Below are 15,890 nucleotides of genomic sequence, written 5' to 3'. Positions count from 1 at the left end.
CGGGCGCTTTCCTGATTACTTCTTGTCGGTCTTCTCGGCCGCGGCAGCCGCCGCCGGTGCGGCCCCCGCAGCGGCGGGCGCGGCTGCGGCATTCGGGTTGGGTTTGGTCCACGGCACTGCCTTCACCGGCGTGCCGGGCGGCATCATCTGCAGCTTCTGGAAGCCGTCGACCATCACCTGCTCACCGGCCTTCAGGCCATCGAGCACCACCCACTGGTTGTCCTTGGCGGCGCTGATCTTCACGGTGCGCTTGCTGATCTTGCCGTCCTTGTCGACCACCGACACCGTGTCGCCCTGCTGGGTGCGCGTGACGGCCTGCTGCGGCAGCGTGATCGCGTTGGTGGCCTGCGCCTGTTCGAGCTTCACCCGCACATACAGGCCGGGCAGCAGTTCGCCCTTGGGATTGGGCACTTCGGCGCGCAGCGTGACCTGGCCGGTGGTGGAGTCGACCGTGAGGTCGGAGAACAGCAGCTTGCCTTCCAGCGGGTAGTCGCTGCCGTCTTCCAGCACCACGCGGATGCTCGCGGCGTCCTCGCCGCTCGCGCGCTTGTACTGGCCGGCGGCCACCGCGCGGCGCAGCTTCATCGCGTCGGAGGCCGACTGCGTGAAGTTCACGTACAGCGGGTTGATCTGCTGCACCACCGCGAGCTCGGTGGCGTCGCCCTGGCCCACCAGCGCACCTTCGGTGACGAGGGCGCGGCCGATGCGGCCCGCGATGGGCGAGGTCACGTCGGCATAGCCGAGGTTGATCTTGGCCGTCTGCACCGCGGCGCGCCCGGCGGCCACGTCGGCTTCGGCCGTTTTCTGCGAGGCCACGGCCGTTGCGTATTCCTGCTTGCTCACCGCGTTGGCCTCGACCAGCGGCTTGTAGCGGTCCGCCAGGGCCTTGGCCTGCACCGCGTTGGCCTCGGCGCGCGCCAGCGTGGCCTGGGCGTTCTGCGAAGCGGCCACCAGCGGCGCCGGGTCGATGCGGAACAGCAGCTGGCCGGCCTTCACGTCGCTGCCTTCGCGGAATTCGCGCTTCAGCAGGATGCCCGAGGCGCGGGCGCGAACCTGCGCCACGCGCGAGGCTTCGAGCCGGCCCGGCAGTTCGGTCACCAGGCCCACGTCGCCCGGTGTGGCAACCACCACCCCCACCTCTGGCGCGGGGCGGGCGCCGCCGCCGGCACCGCCACCCGGGCCGGCCGGCGCATCGCCCTTGGAACAGGCCGCGAGCACCAACACCACAGCAGCGGCCACGATCGCGAGGCGCGGCGAGAACGAAGATTGACGCGAAACATGCAGGAGAGGCATGCGAATCCTTTGAAGCAAAGACGGGAGATGGCGCGTTCGCGGAGCGAACAGAAAGCCAGCATAAACAGCCGGGCCATCGGGGAAGCCCGGTAGTTTACATACATTCATGGATGTATAGTGACAGCATCGAATGGCCCCACGAATCGGAAAGGGCTTGGCTTTGCAAATTGGGAGACTTGGTGGCACGTCGTACGAAGGAAGAGGCACTGGCCACGCGGAATCGCTTGCTCGATGCCGCGGAGCTGCTGTTTCAGGCGCAAGGCGTCTCGCAGACCTCGCTGCAGCAGATTGCGCAGCAGGCCGGAGCCACCCGCGGCGCCATCTATTGGCACTTCAAGGACAAGGCCGCCCTCTTCAACGCGATGATGGAGCGCGTCATCCTCCCGCTGGAGGCCGGCCCCCGGGCCGCCGCCGCGGCCGTGGGCATTGACGACGACCCCCTGGCCGAAATAGAGGAGGGCATGGTGCACGCGCTCACCCTCATGACCACCGACCCCCAGGTGCGCCGCGTGTTCGACGTGGCCACCCACAAGGTCGAATACACCCACGACATGGCCTCGGTGCAGCAGCGCCACCTGAGCGCGCGCAACGCCTGCGTGAGCGATTTCGAAAAAGCCCTGCGCCTGGCCGCGCGGCGCGACCACATCAAGCTGCCCGTGCCCGGCGACGTGGCGGCCCAGGGCCTGCACGCGCTGATCAGCGGGCTCATCCAGAACTGGCTGCTCGACCCCACCGCCTTCGACCTGGTGCCCACCGGCCGGCGCACCTTCAACGTTTACCTGGCCGGACTGGGCTTTGCGCGGAACTTGGCGGCGGGCATCGGAAACGAAGCTGAAGAAGTCGCCGTCTGATGGGCGATAATGCGTGGCTCCGGTTCTGCCGGAGCCCAGATTCCTCGCTGTATTTCAACGGATAGAATTCGGCCCTCCGAAGGCTGAGATCCAGGTTCGATTCCTGGCGGCGGGACCAGACACTGAGATCACAACGTCTCACAAAGCCTCAAAACCCGCACGTTTCCCCAGCGTAGCGGGTTTTTCTTTGCCCCACGACGTGTCACGGCGTAGCATGTCATCGCAGAGAAATACCAACATTTTTGTTGGTATCTCGGAAAGCCCGAAAGCCAGATACCAACAGGAGGGCGGCGATGACACTCACCGACACCCGCGTCAGGCAGCTCAAGCCCCTGGGCGCGGCCAGCGGGGAGAAGTACGCGGACGGAGGCGGCCTGTACCTGCACGTCACCGCGACCGGAAAGTACTGGCGGCTGAGCTACCGCTTCGCCGGGAGGCAGAAGACCCTGGCCCTCGGGGTCTACCCCGATGTCACCCTGGCCAAGGCCCGTGAACGGCGGGCCGAGGCCAGGACGCGGCTGGCGGACGGCATCGATCCCGGTGTCGCCAAGCGCGAGGACAAGCAGCGCAAGGCCGACGCGGCCGCGAACACCTTCGAGAAGGTCGCCCGCGACTGGCTCACCAAGACGGCGAACAAGCGCGCCGCCGTCACCCAGGCCAAGGTCACCAGCTGGCTCGAGAAGGATGTCTTTCCGTTCATCGGCAAGTTGCCCGTGTCGACCATCCGCGCGAAGGACGTCCTCGACAGGGTCGCCCGCCGCATGGAGGCGCGTGGCATCCACGAAAGCGCGCACCGCACCGTGCAGATCTGCTCGCAGGTGTTCCGCTACGCGGTGGCGGTCGGCTTGGTGGACCGTGACGTGACGGCCGACCTGCGCGGCGCGCTGGTGGCGGTGGAAAAGACCAACTACGCGGCGATCACCGAGCCCCGGCAGGTCGGCCAGCTCCTGCGCTCGCTCCATGCCTACGGCGGGCACCCGACGGCCGTGGCCGCCTTGAAGCTCACGCCGCTGGTGTTCGTGCGCCCCGGCGAGCTGCGGGCCGCGGAGTGGGCCGAGATCGACCTGGACGCCGCCGAGTGGCGTCTCCCGGCCTCCCGGATGAAGATGAAGGTCGAGCACCTCGTGCCGCTGTCGCGCCAGGCCGTGGAGGTCCTGCGCGCCCTGCAGCCCTTCAGCGGGCACGGCCGCTACGTGTTCCCCAGCATCCGCACCGGCGAGCGCTGCATGAGCGAGAACACCATCAACGCCGCGCTGCGCGGCATGGGCTACGCCAAGGAGGTGATGACCGCCCACGGGTTCCGGGCCATGGCCCGCACCATCATGGACGAGGTGCTGGGCGAGCGCCCCGACCTGATCGAGCACCAGCTCGCGCACACGGTCAAGGACCCGAACGGCCGGGCCTACAACCGCACCGCACACCTCCCGGCCCGCCGGGACATGATGCAGCGCTGGGCCGACTACCTGGACAAGCTGCGCATCGGGGCCGACATCGTGCCCCTCACCCGGATCGCCGCCCGATGACACTCTTCCAGCCCGTCGAGGTGGCGCACATGGTGAAGCACATGACGGCCGTCCACGCGGCGTGCGGGCCGGCGCATTGATGCGAGCCCTCGACGCCCATCCAGGGCAGCGCGCCACCTGCGCGCCCACCGCTCTGTCCGTGCCGCTGTCCAGGGGGGGGCCCACCCCCTCCACGCCTCGGGGGAGGCCACCCCTCGTTCCAGGACCGCGCGCTGGACGATTCCCGCCGCCCCTGGGAGGTTCGTCTCCCTCGGCATGACCGACCACCGCGGCGTCTACATCGCCCCTTGCCGCCAGCGGATGACGTCCTGGGCCCCCCACCTCGATCGCCTGCGATCAGGGCGCGGGTGAGCGTGTTCACGCGTGACCCCGTGCGGCCTCTGCGCGTCGTGCCTGATCACCTGGAGCCGGTCCTTGCCGGCTCCAGCGCGGGGGTTTTTTCCTTTCTTTCTTTAATTTGAAACACGGAGAAATACGCATGGATTCACTGGAACATTGGCGCTCGAGCACCGACCTGAGCGTCGTTCAAGCAGCACTGCTGATGGTGGGCATTGACCCGAGCAGCGAGGTGGGAGCGAATTGCGATAGCTGGAAGACGCACGAGCAGCCGCCGGCCTACGTCTCGGCAAAGAGTGCGCTGACGAAGGCCATCCTGAACGGCAGGCTCGACGCGGCGATCCGTCGCAGTGCATGGCACCGCGGCTGGGACGAAGAACCCGGAGTTGGAGAGCACCTTGCGAAAATCGTCGAGATTTATCCGGACTACTCTGCCGAGCTCGAATCGTCCGGTCCTTTCGGAGATCCTCCTTGGCGGACCGCGAAATTGCGCAAGGTGATCTACCGGGCAGAGCCGGACTGGAACATGACGACGGTGGAGGTGACGGCGCTGCGCAAGTGGCTGTCGACGCAGGACGTCAGGAGCGGGTTCTTCTTTCCGGAGGCGCGGCAGGCTGCCGACGTGCCGGACTATCTCGACAAGAATCACCAGCGCTACTCGCCCTGGATCGCTGCGGTCATCATGGCCTGGCGGCACGCCAAGGTCGTCCCGGGTAAATCCGTGAAAGCGGGGATCGAGCAGTGGCTGCGCAAACACGCCGGCGACTACGCGCTGAGCGAATCGGGCATTGAGGCGTGCAGTAAGGTTGCCAATTACGTACGCAGCGGTGGCGCTCCGAAGACTCCGACCGAATAACTACCCCCCACCGGAACCCGCGCCGTTGCTCGCGATGCGGTGATGCGGGGGAATAAACCTACCCCCTTTAGGCCTCGAACCTACCCCCTTTCTGCTTGCAAAGGGGGGTAGGGTTTTGTGAACCTTCCCCCTTATGCTGGCGTCGCGGACTTCCGATGATTGCCTCCTGTTCATTCATGGAGGCGCTCATGCAAGCCGCACCGATCACCAAGCCGCAGGCCGTCCGCTCCAAGCACAGCACCACCAAGCCGCTGCCCCCCGGCGCCAAGCGCGGCCACGTCGACCCGCACCCGCCTCGCCGCAAGCGCGGCACCGTCAACCCGCAGCCGCTGCACGTGGCGCAGATCGCCGAAGCCCTGCTGGTCATGCGCACGGTGTCGGCTCTGACGGGGTTCTCCGCAGCGACGATTTATCGCAAGCTGGCGCTCGGCGCTTTTCCCCTGCCGGTGCGCTTCGGCGCGCGCTGCACCCGCTGGCGCGCTGGCGACGTGACGGCTTGGCTGTCGGCCCAGGCGGAGGCGTAACGCCATGGCCTCACATCGCAAAAGCGGCGCGCAAGCGCCGGGCCCCTCCGTGCCGCCCGCGGCCGACCTGAAACCCACCAAGAACGAAGCCCCGGCCGTTGGCGCGGCGCAGGGCTTCAAGAGTCAAGATACGAAAGAGCAACGCGATTCTCTGCGCGACTTCAACCCGGAGCAAGCGCTGAAGACGCTGCATCAGGGGCTCCGGATGGTGGAGCAAGCCATGCGGAAGCAATACAACCAGGGCCGGCGCTGCGCCATGGTCTACCTCAAGCACATGCGCTCGGGCGAGCTGGTTCCTGAAGACGAGCTGGCGAGCACGGTGTCGTCGATGCAAGGCTACACGCTGAAGATCTTCTGCCGCTTCCTCGAACGCGCCCTGCATCAGGGCCTCATGTCCGAGGTGGCGGTCACCGTGCTTCGCAGCGAGATCGCCCCCCAGCAGAAGCGCTTCGGGGATCTGGCGGTGCGTTTCGCACAGGCCGGCTGTGCGCTGCTGTCCAAGAAAGTGGACGGCTACCAAACCAGCTATCAAGTGATGTGCATGGGTCGCCTCATCGAGACCCTGCCCAGCCTCGATGCTGCAGAGCGCTTCCTGCAGCTGAACACCATGGGTGGCAGCCATGCCGCCGATTAACCACTTCCTGCAGCGGCTCGAATCCGTCAAGCCCTCGGGCCGTGGTTTCACTGCACGCTGCCCGGCGCATGAGGATGGAAGCCCCTCGCTGTCGATCAAGGAAGGCGAGGACGGCCGCGTCCTGCTGAACTGCTTTGCGGGCTGCCCTCCCCAGGAGGTGGTCGCCGCCCTCGGGCTGACGATGGCCGACCTGTTCCCCGCGAACGGCAAGCCGCGCCGCCCCCCGCCGGCGCCCGGCGTCACCCGCGCGGCGCTGCACGCGGCGATCAAGTTCGAGCAAGAGATCCTCTACTTCATCGCGTCCGACCGCGCGAAGGGCAAAGCTATCGGCGAGACCGACGCGGCCCGAGAGCACCTCGCCAAGCAACGCATCGAACTTGCGCGGAGGACCAAATGAGCCTCCACGCCTCAGTATGGGCAGGCATGCCCCCGGTGACGGAGCTCGATGGCGTGGTGCTCGTCAACGGTGCCGATCTGACGCCCGAGGCAGTCCGGTGGCTGTGGCTCTGGTGGCTGGCGCTCGGCAAGCTGCACATCCTTGCGGGAGCGCCGGGCCAGGGCAAGACCTCGATCGCCATCGCCATCGCGGCGATCGTCACCAGCGGAGGACGCTGGCCCGATGGCGCCCCGTGTGCTGCCGGAAATGTGCTGATCTGGAGCGGCGAAGATGATCCCGCGGACACGCTCCTGCCACGACTGATCGCTGCCGGGGGCGATCGCAAGCGCTGCTACTTTGTGCGCGGCACCCGGATCGGTGGCGAGGTGGGCCCCTTCGACCCGGCGAGCGACATGGACGCGCTGGAACGAGAGGCTCGCGCCGTCGGCGGTGTGAAGCTGCTGATCGTCGATCCTGTCGTTTCCGCCGTGGCCGGTGACAGCCACAAGAACACCGAGGTGCGCCGCGCGCTGCAGCCGCTGGTCGACCTCGCGAGCCGACTCGATGCAACCGTCTTGGGCATCAGTCATTTCAGCAAGGCCGGGGCCGGCACCGATCCCGCCAGCCGCGTCGTGGGATCGATCGCCTTCACGGCCGTGGCCCGTGTCGTGCTGGTGGCCGCCAAGGTGAAAAGCGACGACGGCGAGGACCTCCGGATCCTGGCGCGGGGCAAGTCCAACATCGGACCGGATGACGGTGGCTTCGAGTACCGCATCGAGCAAACCGAGGCTCTGCCCGGAATTCAGGCCAGCCGGATCGCATGGGGGAAACAAGTCGCCGGCACTGCGCGGGAGCTGTTCACCGACCCGGGCGATGATGGTGGCGCGGAAGGCAAAAGCGCAGTCGAAGCTGCGGCCGACTTCCTGCGGCAGGTTCTGGCCGACGGCCCGACGCCCACCAACAAGGTGAAGGCGGAGGCCACCAGCGCGAGCGTGTCCTGGGCATCGGTAAAGCGGGCGGGTGATGCGCTGGGGGTCGTCAAGACCAGAGGCGCCGGCGGGGTCTGGTACTGGAAACTGCCCACGTCGCGCACCCAACTTGCTCAACTTGCTCAACATTCAAACGTTGAGCAAGTTGAGCAACATGAGCCGATTGCGGCTCCCAGCCGCCTGAATGGTGCCGCTGGCGCCGAAGATGCGGAGGTGTTCTGATGCCGCCGGTGCAGGACGTAGTCGATGTCCTCTGCGCCGCCGGCCTGTCCCTGACAGCGACCGGCCAGGCCTTGAAGGTGACGCCAGCGAGCGCTCTCACGGCCGAATTGCGCGAACTGATCCGTGCCAGCAAGGCGGAGCTGATGTGCTGGCTGGCGGGCGAGAACGCCCCCGGGGCTGATCCCGACCGCTGGTGCTGGCCGTCTTCAGGCGCGATGAACGGCACCGAGCTCGACTGTTTCACCGTGCGCCTGGCGAGGTTCACCGACCAGGGGCTCTCCCTGATCGAAGCTGAAGCGCTGGCTGACAAGCTGGTGCTTCGTGATCGAGACGGCGATGACCGTCGGCTGTGCCTGGAGTGCGAACACCTGAGCGGCCGGCGCTGCGGCGCGTGGCAGCGCGCAAGCGTGGGCACCCAGGCTCTGCCGGCCAGCCTGCTGGCGTTGCCCCAGCGATGCGCCGCGTTCGACGCATGGCGGACGGAGGAGGATGTTGCCGCATACAACACTCCGCGAACCTAGAACTCCCTTGTGTACGCTTGGCATAGAGCGCCGCGGCTTCGTAAACGCAGCTTTGTCCCAGGCTCAGCTCGCGGCGGATCAACTTGTTAGGCGGCCCGAATGGCCTGCAAGAAGGCAGCGGCCTGCTTCGACAGGCTCGCGCCCGTAGGCCTCTCTCCATACAGGGGTCACCCCCCTTTTCACAGGGCACGAAAAGTAATCGCCGCGGTCCACCTCTTTACGGGCGGGGAATACGGTTGGCTGAAAGCCGTGGATGATCCAGCGGTGAACCGATGCAGTCCGCACATGATTCCGCAAGACGCGCCGCCGCCCACCAACATGCCGAAGGTGCGTTCTCGTTGATGTGTTTCGGGGGCTGCCCCACGGGAACGTTCGGCAGTGGGCTGCACATGAGCGCTTTGTCGGACGCGCTTGGGAACGTTGTCATCATGTCGTGAGCGACCGGACCGGGCGCACGGGCGGCTCCTCATCGTCGCTGGCGCGAGAGGCACCAACTGCAACGCAGGGGTACAAACGGGACCGCAAGGTCGGCAGGACGTGGGTCATCCCTGCATCCGTGCGGGTTGCAGCGCACCCTTCAATCGGTTTCATGGGCCCGAGTCCACGCACGACATGCGGCCCTTCACCGAGGCCCGCCGAGTTGGCCCGCTCTCGCGGCGTTTGATACCGGCTTTACCGCTACAGAGGGAGGACACCATGAGCGAAGGGATCGCATGCTTGTCCTGCTCATGCATGTGCCAAGGCGGCGATTCGGTCGCTGAGAGGCATTTCTGATGCCTGCGAATCGACGCGCTAATCCTTTTTTATGCTGTGCACAAACTGCCAAAACCCATCGAGGCGTAGCGCATCCAACCCGCTGAAAAACTCGCGAGGGGGTCCTGGATCAACCGGCCTGTAGTACTGTCCAGTCGCTATGGGTGTGCTCGAATGGCTGATCCTCAGGGCGGTGGTCCTCATCGTCGCCGTGGCCATCTATGGCTTTTGGCTTGGCCGCAAGGACCGCGACGGCTGAGCACGATCAGTTTGCTAACTGTCCGCCGCAGAACAGTCCGTTGGACTGGAGCGATCAATACGTCTCGAACATTCGTTGAATGATTTGTACGTCTGTTGTTTTGGTGAGCGCAAGCATTAGTAGGATCCGCGCCTTCTGCGGATTGAGCGAGTCGGCCGTAACGAACCCCATCTGATCATCGTTGTGTTCGCCGTTACGCTCGACGATACCGCCATTGACTCGTGCAGCTCGCACAAACGGTAGCCCAGCTTTGACAAGGCTGAGCGCGGCAGGTTGCATTGCCTTCGGGACGCTGCCGTTGCCAGTGCCGGCATAGACGACCCCCTTGACCTTGGCATTCACCGTGTCTGTCAGCGAAGGCGGCTCTACACCGACAAAGCTGTACACGATGGACACCTTGGGCAGCGAGCTCAGCGCGGCAACATCGAATTCGGTGCCGATCGTGTGTTTGCGAATCGGTTCGCGATAGAACCTGGCACGGCCTGCCTGGACGTATCCCAGAGCTCCGAAATCAGGGCTGACGAATGTGTCTAAGGTGAAGGTGTTCGTCTTGGTCACGTCTCGCGCGGCCAGGATACGGTCGTTCAGGGTGACGAGTACACCCTTTCCCTTTGCGTCTGCGCTGCTTGCGATGATCACTGCGTTGAGCAGGTTCGCCGGTCCATCTGCACTCGGACTTTTCGAACCACGCATCGAACCCACGAGAACCACGGGTTTGCTGCTCTTCACAACAAGATCGAGGAAATATGCCGTCTCCTCCATGGTGTCGGTGCCATGCGTGACAACAACACCCTGGACGTCGTCGCGGGCCAGGAGCTGATTGATGCGCTTGGCCAGGGTCAACCAGTTCTCGACGGTGATGTCCGGACTCGAGACCTGGAAGAGCTGCTCTGCCGAGACCTTGGCGACCGAGCGGATCTGGGGAACCGCATCGATGAGTTGATCGACAAGAAGCTTCGCTTCCTTTGAGTCGGTTTGCGCAATCGTGCCGCCTGTGGCGATCACCACGACGTTCGGCTGCGGTATTGCCTGTTGCGCCAGCGCTGGAGCACTTGAGAGAAGAACGCTCAACGAAAGTGCTGCAGCTTGGAGGACTTTGGAAATCATGGGGCACCTCAAGGGTTGATGGAACTTTTATCCTGAGAGAGCGATGCAATGGTCATGCGCAATGCACCTTGCGGCGTCCGGATTTCGGGCGCTTTCGGAGTACTCAATTGAGAAAGGGCGTGCTGTTGCGCGCCCTCTTGTCGTTCAATTGAAGCGTCCGAAATTCGATGCATAAAGACGTGTCTTCAGGCCTGCCATCGCCGGAAAAGTCATTGGAGCGCGGGCGCGCGCGCTCCTCGACGTCAGGCCGCGGCAGGTATTCCTGGCATCGGGATGAACCCGGGCAGACGCTTGATGCGCTCGATCCACGCCAACACGTTCTTGTAGGCGCTCAGGTCGATACCGCCTTCACCGGCAAGCGCGGTATAGGGAAAGCATGCGATGTCGGCAATGGTGGGGTGATCCATTTCGAGGAACTGACGACTGGCCAGATGGTCATCCATGATCTTGAACACCCTGTTGGCGCCGGCGTGCAGCTTGTCGATGTCGAGCGGATAGTTGAGCACCTTCACGAGGCGAGCACCTGCAGCGTTCATCACCTCGCCGCCGCCCGTGGAAAGCCACTGCGCGATCTTGCCCTGTGAGGCAGCATCTTCCGGGAACCATTGACGCGCCTTGTCGTACCTGCCCGCGATGTAGACCAGGATGGCCTGAGCGTCCCGCAGGCGCAACTCGCCATCTTCGAAGATCGGGATCTCGCCGAACGGGTTGAGCGCCAGGTAGGGCGCGGTCTTGTGCTCCTTGTTGACGAAGTCCACGGGAATGGCGTCGTACGCGACCCCGAGGATGTTCAGAAACAGACGAATTTTGTAGCAGCTGCCGGAAATGTCGCAGTCGTAGAGTTTGGGCACGGTTGTCTCCTTGGGAGGGGGAAAGCATTCAGCTCCGGCTGGAACTGAGGATGCGGTGGTGATGGCGGAGGTGGTCCGCCATGAAGGTCTGGACGAAGAAGTAGCCGTGGTCATAGCCCACATGCTTGCGAAGCGTCAGCGACTGACCGACCTTGGCGCAGGCCGCCTCGAAGCGATGCGGGTGCAACTGATCGATCAGGAATTTGTCGAGCAGACCTTGATCGACGAGCACGCCCTCGGGCCACGGTGCGGCAGCCTGGCGCTGCATGAGCGCACAGGCATCGTGCTCGCGCCATGCCGCCAGGTCGTCTCCGAGGTAGCCGGTAAAAGCCTTCTTGCCCCACGGCACTTCTGATGGCGCGCAAATGGGCGCGAATGCCGACACCGATCGAAATATCCCGGGATGCCTCATGGCCAGCGTAAGGGCGCCATGCCCTCCCATGGAGTGGCCGAAGATGCCCAGCCGATCGCGGTCGATCGGCAGCCTGTCGGTGATGCCTGGCAGCAACTCCGCCACCAGATAGCTTTCCATGCGCCAGTGCCTTGCCCAGGGCTCCTGTGTGGCATCCAGGTAGAACCCGGCACCAACGCCGAAATCCCAGCTCTCGGATTCGCCGGCGACGTCAGCGCCGCGCGGGCTGGTGTCGGGCGCGATGAGGGCCATCCCCAGTTCCGCAGCCAGGCGTTGCGCCCCGCCCTTGGTGGGAAAGGTTTCTTCCGTGCAGGTCAGGCCGGCCAGGTAGAGCAGTGCCGGGACCTTCTCGAGTGCGCAGGCCTGCGGCAGGAAGACCGAGAAACGCATCGGCAGGCCGATGGTGAATGACACGTGCTCATAGAAGCGCTGAACGCCGCCATGGCAGACGTGCTCCGAGGCGAGCGTGAAACTCATCGCTCAGTACAGCACCACGCCGCGGATCGACTCGCCGCGTTTCATGAGGTCGAAGCCCTTGTTGATGTCCTCCAGCGGCATGGTGTGCGTGATCAGGTCGTCGATGTTGATCTTGCCTTCCATGTACCAGTCGACGATCTTCGGCACGTCGGTGCGCCCGCGCGCGCCGCCGAAGGCCGAGCCTTCCCATTTGCGGCCGGTGACCAGCTGGAACGGGCGCGTGCTGATCTCGGCACCCGCTTCGGCCACGCCGATGATGATGCTGCGGCCCCAGCCCTTGTGCGTGCATTCGAGCGCCTGGCGCATCACCTTCGTGTTGCCGATGCACTCGAAGCTGTAGTCGGCGCCGCCGTCGGTCAGCTGCACGATGGCATCGACGACGTTCTCGCCAGCTGCCTCAAGTTGCTTCGGGTTGATGAAGTGCGTCATGCCGAACTTGCGGGCCATGGCCTCGCGCTCGGGGTTCAGGTCGACGCCGATGATCTTGTCGGCGCCCACCATCTTCGCGCCCTGGATCACGTTCAGGCCGATGCCGCCCAGGCCGAACACCACCACGTTGGCGCCGGCTTCCACCTTGGCCGTGAAGATCACCGCGCCGATGCCGGTGGTGACGCCGCAGCCGATGTAGCAGACCTTATCGAAGGGGGCGTCTTCGCGGATCTTGGCCAGCGAGATCTCGGGGGCGACCGTGTAGTTGCTGAAGGTCGAGGTGCCCATGTAGTGGAAGATCGGCTTGCCGTCGAGGCTGAAGCGCGAGGTGGCGTCGGGCATCAGGCCCTTGCCCTGCGTGCCGCGGATCAGCTGGCAGAGGTTGGTCTTGCGCGAGAGGCAGAACTTGCACTGGCGACACTCGGGGGTGTAGAGCGGAATGACGTGGTCGCCCTTTTTCAGCGTGGTGACGCCGGGGCCGACATCGACCACGATGCCCGCGCCTTCATGGCCGAGGATCGCGGGGAAGATGCCTTCGGGGTCGGCGCCCGAGAGCGTGTAGTAGTCGGTGTGGCAGATGCCGGTGGCCTTGATCTCGACCAGCACCTCGCCGAACTTCGGGCCTTCGAGGTCCACGGTTTCGATGGTGAGGGGGGCTCCGGATTTCCAGGCGACGGCGGCTTTGGTTTTCATGGGGTCAAGGTTCCTCAAGGTTCAATCGCCGGGACTGCGCGGCGACGTATGTCTGTCTCGTGATGGATAGCGGGCTGCGAGCCTCGAAGTGCGTGGCGCTGCAGCAGTCCGACCATGAGGCCCTGCAGTTGCAGAGCGCGGCGGATGGTATGTCTCTGCGCCGACTGGGTGTGTTCAGATTTCGATACGCAGCAGCCCGGTGAGCAAGCTCTCGCAAGGCGCCTCTTTCATCGTGTTCGCCCGTGCAGCGCCCTGGTCGGATGCGCGTCCGAAAAGTGCAACGCAAAAAAAACGAGAGCCGATTCCTGTTCGGGCGTCGCCCCGGCATGGTGCGAGGAGTTGACTCCTGCGAGGGCGCCGTCTTGGGGTCGAGCACCCTCGTTCAACGCTCTAAAACCCTGCGAACAGCGTATGAAAGAACCTGAACCAGGCTGCTCGCGACGAAATTTCGTCTCGAAATCCGGACGCTACTTTCGGAGCGAACTACCCGTACTTTTCCTCACGAGTCCGGCCTTCGATATGGCCGAATATCGAGACGTGGTGACTCGAAGGTACTCCTAGGATGACACCGTCGCATCGATTCACGTCACACGGTGGTCATGCGTTCCGTGCACCCGCCGCCCCACATCGGGGCAATGATTGATGAACTGAGGAAACCATGTCCGCCATTCTCGAAATTGATTCCATCCGCCAGGAATTTCCGGTCACCAAGCGGATGCTCTACCTGGACTCCGCGCACCAGACACCCATGGCAACCTGCGTACGCCAGGCGCTTTCCGAATTTCTCGCGGAAGGCAACGAAATGGCCGGCCCGAAGCCGGTGTGGATGCGCCGCGTCGAGCGCGCCCGGGAGGACGTCGCGGCGCTGCTGAATGCATCGCCCAGCGAGATCGCCTTCACGAAGAACACCTCCGAGGGCCTCAACATCGCAGCGAATGCCGTTCCGCTTGCGGACGGGGACACCGTCCTGATGCTCGAGGGCGACCATCCGAACAATGCCTATGCCTGGCTCAACCTGAAGCGCAAGGGCGTGCAGGTGCGCTTCTTGAAGGTGGCAGACGATGAAATCGCGACCGCGGAAACCTTCGAGCCCTTCATCGACGCCAGGACCAAGGTCATCTCGTTGTCGCACGTGACCTTCCATGCGGGCCAGCGGCACGACATCGCCAGCATCGGCCGGCTGTGCGCCCAGAAGGGCATCTACCTGGTCGTCGACGTGATGCAGTCTGTCGGCGTGCTTCCGGTCGACGTCAGGAAGCTGGGCGTGTCCGTGCTGGCTGCCGGCTGCCACAAGGGTCTGCTCGTGCCTCAGGGCCTGGGAATTCTCTACGTGAAGGCCGGCCTGGATGAGTTGCAACCGGCCTACCTTGCGATGAGCAGCCTGGCGAATCCCCCCGAGGACTACATCGCGCGGCCCGACGATCTGGCGCCGCGCAAGGATGCGGGGCGCTTCGAGTTCGGCAACTACAACCTTCCCGATCTGCATGCCTTGTCCAGCTCGATCGACCTCATCCGAAAGACCGGCGTCGAGCGCATCGAAGCGCATGTGCTCGAGCTGGGCGACCGCTTGATCGCACATCTTGAAAGGCTCGGTGTGCGCCTCGTCGGTCCACGCACCCGTGCCAGCCGCGCACACATCTACGTGCTGGATCTGCCGGTCGCCGAGTGGCTGGACTACTTCACGCAGAACCAGGTTCGCGTATCACCCGAGCGCGGTGGCATTCGCATCTCCTTCGGCCTCTTCAACACCTCCGAGGACGTCGACCAGGTCGTATCGCTGATCCAGCAGCGCTTGAACCGCAGCGCCCACCCGACCGCGGCAACCCAGGTCGACTGATTGCCATCCGCTTTTTTTTCTTTATTGACCGCAGGAGAATCTTCATGAACCCGAAGTCGTCGTCTCTCACCCTTGCAGCCGCATGCCTGCTGGCCGCGAACATGCCCAGCTTCGCCCAGACCGGCGGAGATACGCTGCAGAAGATCAAGGAAACTGGGGCGATCACGCTCGGCTACCGCGAGTCGTCCGTGCCGTTCTCGTTCCTGGACAGCCAGCAGAAGCCCGTCGGCATCTCGATGGACCTGTGCGCGGCCGTTGTGGACAAGGTGAAGCAGCAGCTGAGCATGCCCAAGCTGGAAGTCAAGCAGGTGGCCGTCAACTCGTCGAACCGCATCCCGCTGGTCGTCAACGGCACCGTCGACATCGAGTGCGGCGGCACCGCGAACAACGCTGCGCGGCAGAAGCAGGTCGCCTTTTCCGTGGCTACCTTCGTCAGCCAGCCGCTCTGGCTGGTGCGCGTGGACTCCGGCGTGAAGAGTCCGGCGGACCTCAAGGGCAAGACCATCGTGGTCACGCAAGGATCCAACGCCGTCGGCTTCGCACGCAAGTTCAACGAAGAGCAGAAGATGGCGCTGATGACGATCGCGGCCAAGGACCATGGCGAGTCGATGCTCACGCTCGACAGCAACCGTGCCGTCGCTTGGCTCGAGGACGACATCCTGCTGGCGGGCGAGAAGGCGAACTCACGCAACTCGGCGTCGTTTGCCCTCATGCCCGGCGGCTTCGACAATATCTACTACGGCCTGATGCTGCGCAAGGACGACCCGACGTTCAAGGCCCTCGTCGACGGCGTGATCGGCAACCTCATGAAGAGCGGCGAGTACGACAAGCTCTACAAGAAGTGGTTCGAGGCGCCGATCCCGCCGCGCAACGTGAGTCTGGCCTTTCCGATGACGGAGAAGCTGAAGGAGCGAATCAAGGCGCCCAGCGACCGGATCGACTGAAGC

The 15,890-nt window shown here is 64.6% G+C and carries 15 protein-coding genes and 1 tRNA gene; 11 read left to right on the top strand and 5 right to left on the bottom strand.

The window, feature by feature from the left end:
• Positions 1-15: 15 nt before the first annotated feature.
• Positions 16-1,293, bottom strand: a complete 1,278-nt coding sequence (locus AC1DFC_RS10320) for an efflux RND transporter periplasmic adaptor subunit (RefSeq protein WP_478179189.1) — start codon at positions 1,291-1,293, stop codon at positions 16-18.
• 176 nt (positions 1,294-1,469) lie between these two features.
• On the opposite strand from AC1DFC_RS10320, the gene AC1DFC_RS10315 reads away from it, so the two are divergent.
• The 9 genes from AC1DFC_RS10315 to AC1DFC_RS10275 all read left to right on the top strand — a co-directional run bounded on the left by AC1DFC_RS10315 (position 1,470) and on the right by AC1DFC_RS10275 (position 8,125).
• Complete coding sequence (locus AC1DFC_RS10315) at positions 1,470-2,144, top strand: TetR family transcriptional regulator (protein WP_042674111.1); 675 nt, start codon at positions 1,470-1,472, stop codon at positions 2,142-2,144.
• A 43-nt stretch (positions 2,145-2,187) separates the two neighbouring features.
• Positions 2,188-2,262 (top strand) — tRNA-Arg (locus AC1DFC_RS10310).
• 175 nt (positions 2,263-2,437) lie between these two features.
• Positions 2,438-3,667, top strand: a complete 1,230-nt coding sequence (locus tag AC1DFC_RS10305; protein ID WP_478179188.1) for a tyrosine-type recombinase/integrase — start codon at positions 2,438-2,440, stop codon at positions 3,665-3,667.
• Positions 3,668-4,145: 478 nt separating this feature from the next.
• Positions 4,146-4,859 (top strand): hypothetical protein, encoded by a 714-nt coding sequence (locus tag AC1DFC_RS10300; protein ID WP_478179187.1) that lies wholly within the window; start codon positions 4,146-4,148, stop codon positions 4,857-4,859.
• A gap of 188 nt (positions 4,860-5,047) precedes the next feature.
• Positions 5,048-5,383: a helix-turn-helix transcriptional regulator gene (locus AC1DFC_RS10295; RefSeq protein WP_478179186.1), complete on the top strand. Its 336-nt coding sequence runs from the start codon at positions 5,048-5,050 to the stop codon at positions 5,381-5,383.
• Between the two features lie 49 nt (positions 5,384-5,432).
• Positions 5,433-6,017 (top strand): hypothetical protein, encoded by a 585-nt coding sequence (locus tag AC1DFC_RS10290; RefSeq protein ID WP_478179185.1) that lies wholly within the window; start codon positions 5,433-5,435, stop codon positions 6,015-6,017.
• Positions 6,004-6,414, top strand: coding sequence for a hypothetical protein (locus AC1DFC_RS10285; RefSeq protein ID WP_478179184.1), 411 nt, complete (start codon positions 6,004-6,006; stop codon positions 6,412-6,414). Before AC1DFC_RS10290 ends, AC1DFC_RS10285 begins: the two co-directional genes overlap by 14 nt.
• Positions 6,411-7,604 carry an AAA family ATPase gene (locus AC1DFC_RS10280; RefSeq protein WP_478179183.1) on the top strand — a complete coding sequence of 398 codons (1,194 nt, stop codon included), beginning with the start codon at positions 6,411-6,413 and terminating at the stop codon, positions 7,602-7,604. The genes AC1DFC_RS10285 and AC1DFC_RS10280 overlap by 4 nt, the downstream gene beginning before the upstream one ends.
• The gene (locus tag AC1DFC_RS10275; RefSeq protein ID WP_478179182.1) at positions 7,604-8,125 is read left to right on the top strand and encodes a hypothetical protein; all 522 of its coding nucleotides are present in this window, start codon (positions 7,604-7,606) and stop codon (positions 8,123-8,125) included. The genes AC1DFC_RS10280 and AC1DFC_RS10275 overlap by 1 nt, the downstream gene beginning before the upstream one ends.
• 1,066 nt (positions 8,126-9,191) lie before the next feature.
• Here the strand turns inward: AC1DFC_RS10275 and AC1DFC_RS10270 are convergent.
• The 4 genes from AC1DFC_RS10270 to AC1DFC_RS10255 all read right to left on the bottom strand — a co-directional run bounded on the left by AC1DFC_RS10270 (position 9,192) and on the right by AC1DFC_RS10255 (position 13,106).
• Positions 9,192-10,244, bottom strand: coding sequence for an asparaginase (locus AC1DFC_RS10270; protein ID WP_478179181.1), 1,053 nt, complete (start codon positions 10,242-10,244; stop codon positions 9,192-9,194).
• A 242-nt stretch (positions 10,245-10,486) separates the two neighbouring features.
• A complete protein-coding gene (locus tag AC1DFC_RS10265; protein ID WP_478179180.1) occupies positions 10,487-11,095 on the bottom strand; it encodes a glutathione S-transferase family protein in 609 nt (202 codons plus the stop codon).
• 28 nt (positions 11,096-11,123) lie between these two features.
• Positions 11,124-11,984, bottom strand: coding sequence for an S-formylglutathione hydrolase (gene fghA / locus AC1DFC_RS10260; protein ID WP_478179179.1), 861 nt, complete (start codon positions 11,982-11,984; stop codon positions 11,124-11,126).
• A gap of 3 nt (positions 11,985-11,987) precedes the next feature.
• Positions 11,988-13,106 (bottom strand): S-(hydroxymethyl)glutathione dehydrogenase/class III alcohol dehydrogenase, encoded by a 1,119-nt coding sequence (locus AC1DFC_RS10255; protein WP_478179178.1) that lies wholly within the window; start codon positions 13,104-13,106, stop codon positions 11,988-11,990.
• A 658-nt stretch (positions 13,107-13,764) separates the two neighbouring features.
• On the opposite strand from AC1DFC_RS10255, the gene AC1DFC_RS10250 reads away from it, so the two are divergent.
• Both AC1DFC_RS10250 and AC1DFC_RS10245 read left to right on the top strand, forming a co-directional pair.
• Positions 13,765-14,943 carry an aminotransferase class V-fold PLP-dependent enzyme gene (locus tag AC1DFC_RS10250; RefSeq protein WP_478179177.1) on the top strand — a complete coding sequence of 393 codons (1,179 nt, stop codon included), beginning with the start codon at positions 13,765-13,767 and terminating at the stop codon, positions 14,941-14,943.
• 44 nt (positions 14,944-14,987) lie between these two features.
• The gene (locus tag AC1DFC_RS10245; protein WP_478179176.1) at positions 14,988-15,887 is read left to right on the top strand and encodes a transporter substrate-binding domain-containing protein; all 900 of its coding nucleotides are present in this window, start codon (positions 14,988-14,990) and stop codon (positions 15,885-15,887) included.
• Positions 15,888-15,890 lie beyond the last annotated feature (3 nt).

Source organism: Variovorax sp. 10L421 (genome assembly GCF_056395365.1).
Note: the sequence above shows the minus strand (reverse complement) of the source record. Positions and strands in the feature narration are given on the sequence as shown.

Coding starts and splice junctions, on each gene's coding strand:
- AC1DFC_RS10320 (WP_478179189.1), bottom strand. CDS start 1,293: ATGCCTCTCCTGCATGTTTCGCGTCAATCTTCGTTCTCGCCGCGCCTC.
- AC1DFC_RS10305 (WP_478179188.1), top strand. CDS start 2,438: ATGACACTCACCGACACCCGCGTCAGGCAGCTCAAGCCCCTGGGCGCG.
- AC1DFC_RS10300 (WP_478179187.1), top strand. CDS start 4,146: ATGGATTCACTGGAACATTGGCGCTCGAGCACCGACCTGAGCGTCGTT.
- AC1DFC_RS10295 (WP_478179186.1), top strand. CDS start 5,048: ATGCAAGCCGCACCGATCACCAAGCCGCAGGCCGTCCGCTCCAAGCAC.
- AC1DFC_RS10285 (WP_478179184.1), top strand. CDS start 6,004: ATGCCGCCGATTAACCACTTCCTGCAGCGGCTCGAATCCGTCAAGCCC.
- AC1DFC_RS10280 (WP_478179183.1), top strand. CDS start 6,411: ATGAGCCTCCACGCCTCAGTATGGGCAGGCATGCCCCCGGTGACGGAG.
- AC1DFC_RS10275 (WP_478179182.1), top strand. CDS start 7,604: ATGCCGCCGGTGCAGGACGTAGTCGATGTCCTCTGCGCCGCCGGCCTG.
- AC1DFC_RS10270 (WP_478179181.1), bottom strand. CDS start 10,244: ATGATTTCCAAAGTCCTCCAAGCTGCAGCACTTTCGTTGAGCGTTCTT.
- fghA (WP_478179179.1), bottom strand. CDS start 11,984: ATGAGTTTCACGCTCGCCTCGGAGCACGTCTGCCATGGCGGCGTTCAG.
- AC1DFC_RS10255 (WP_478179178.1), bottom strand. CDS start 13,106: ATGAAAACCAAAGCCGCCGTCGCCTGGAAATCCGGAGCCCCCCTCACC.
- AC1DFC_RS10250 (WP_478179177.1), top strand. CDS start 13,765: ATGTCCGCCATTCTCGAAATTGATTCCATCCGCCAGGAATTTCCGGTC.
- AC1DFC_RS10245 (WP_478179176.1), top strand. CDS start 14,988: ATGAACCCGAAGTCGTCGTCTCTCACCCTTGCAGCCGCATGCCTGCTG.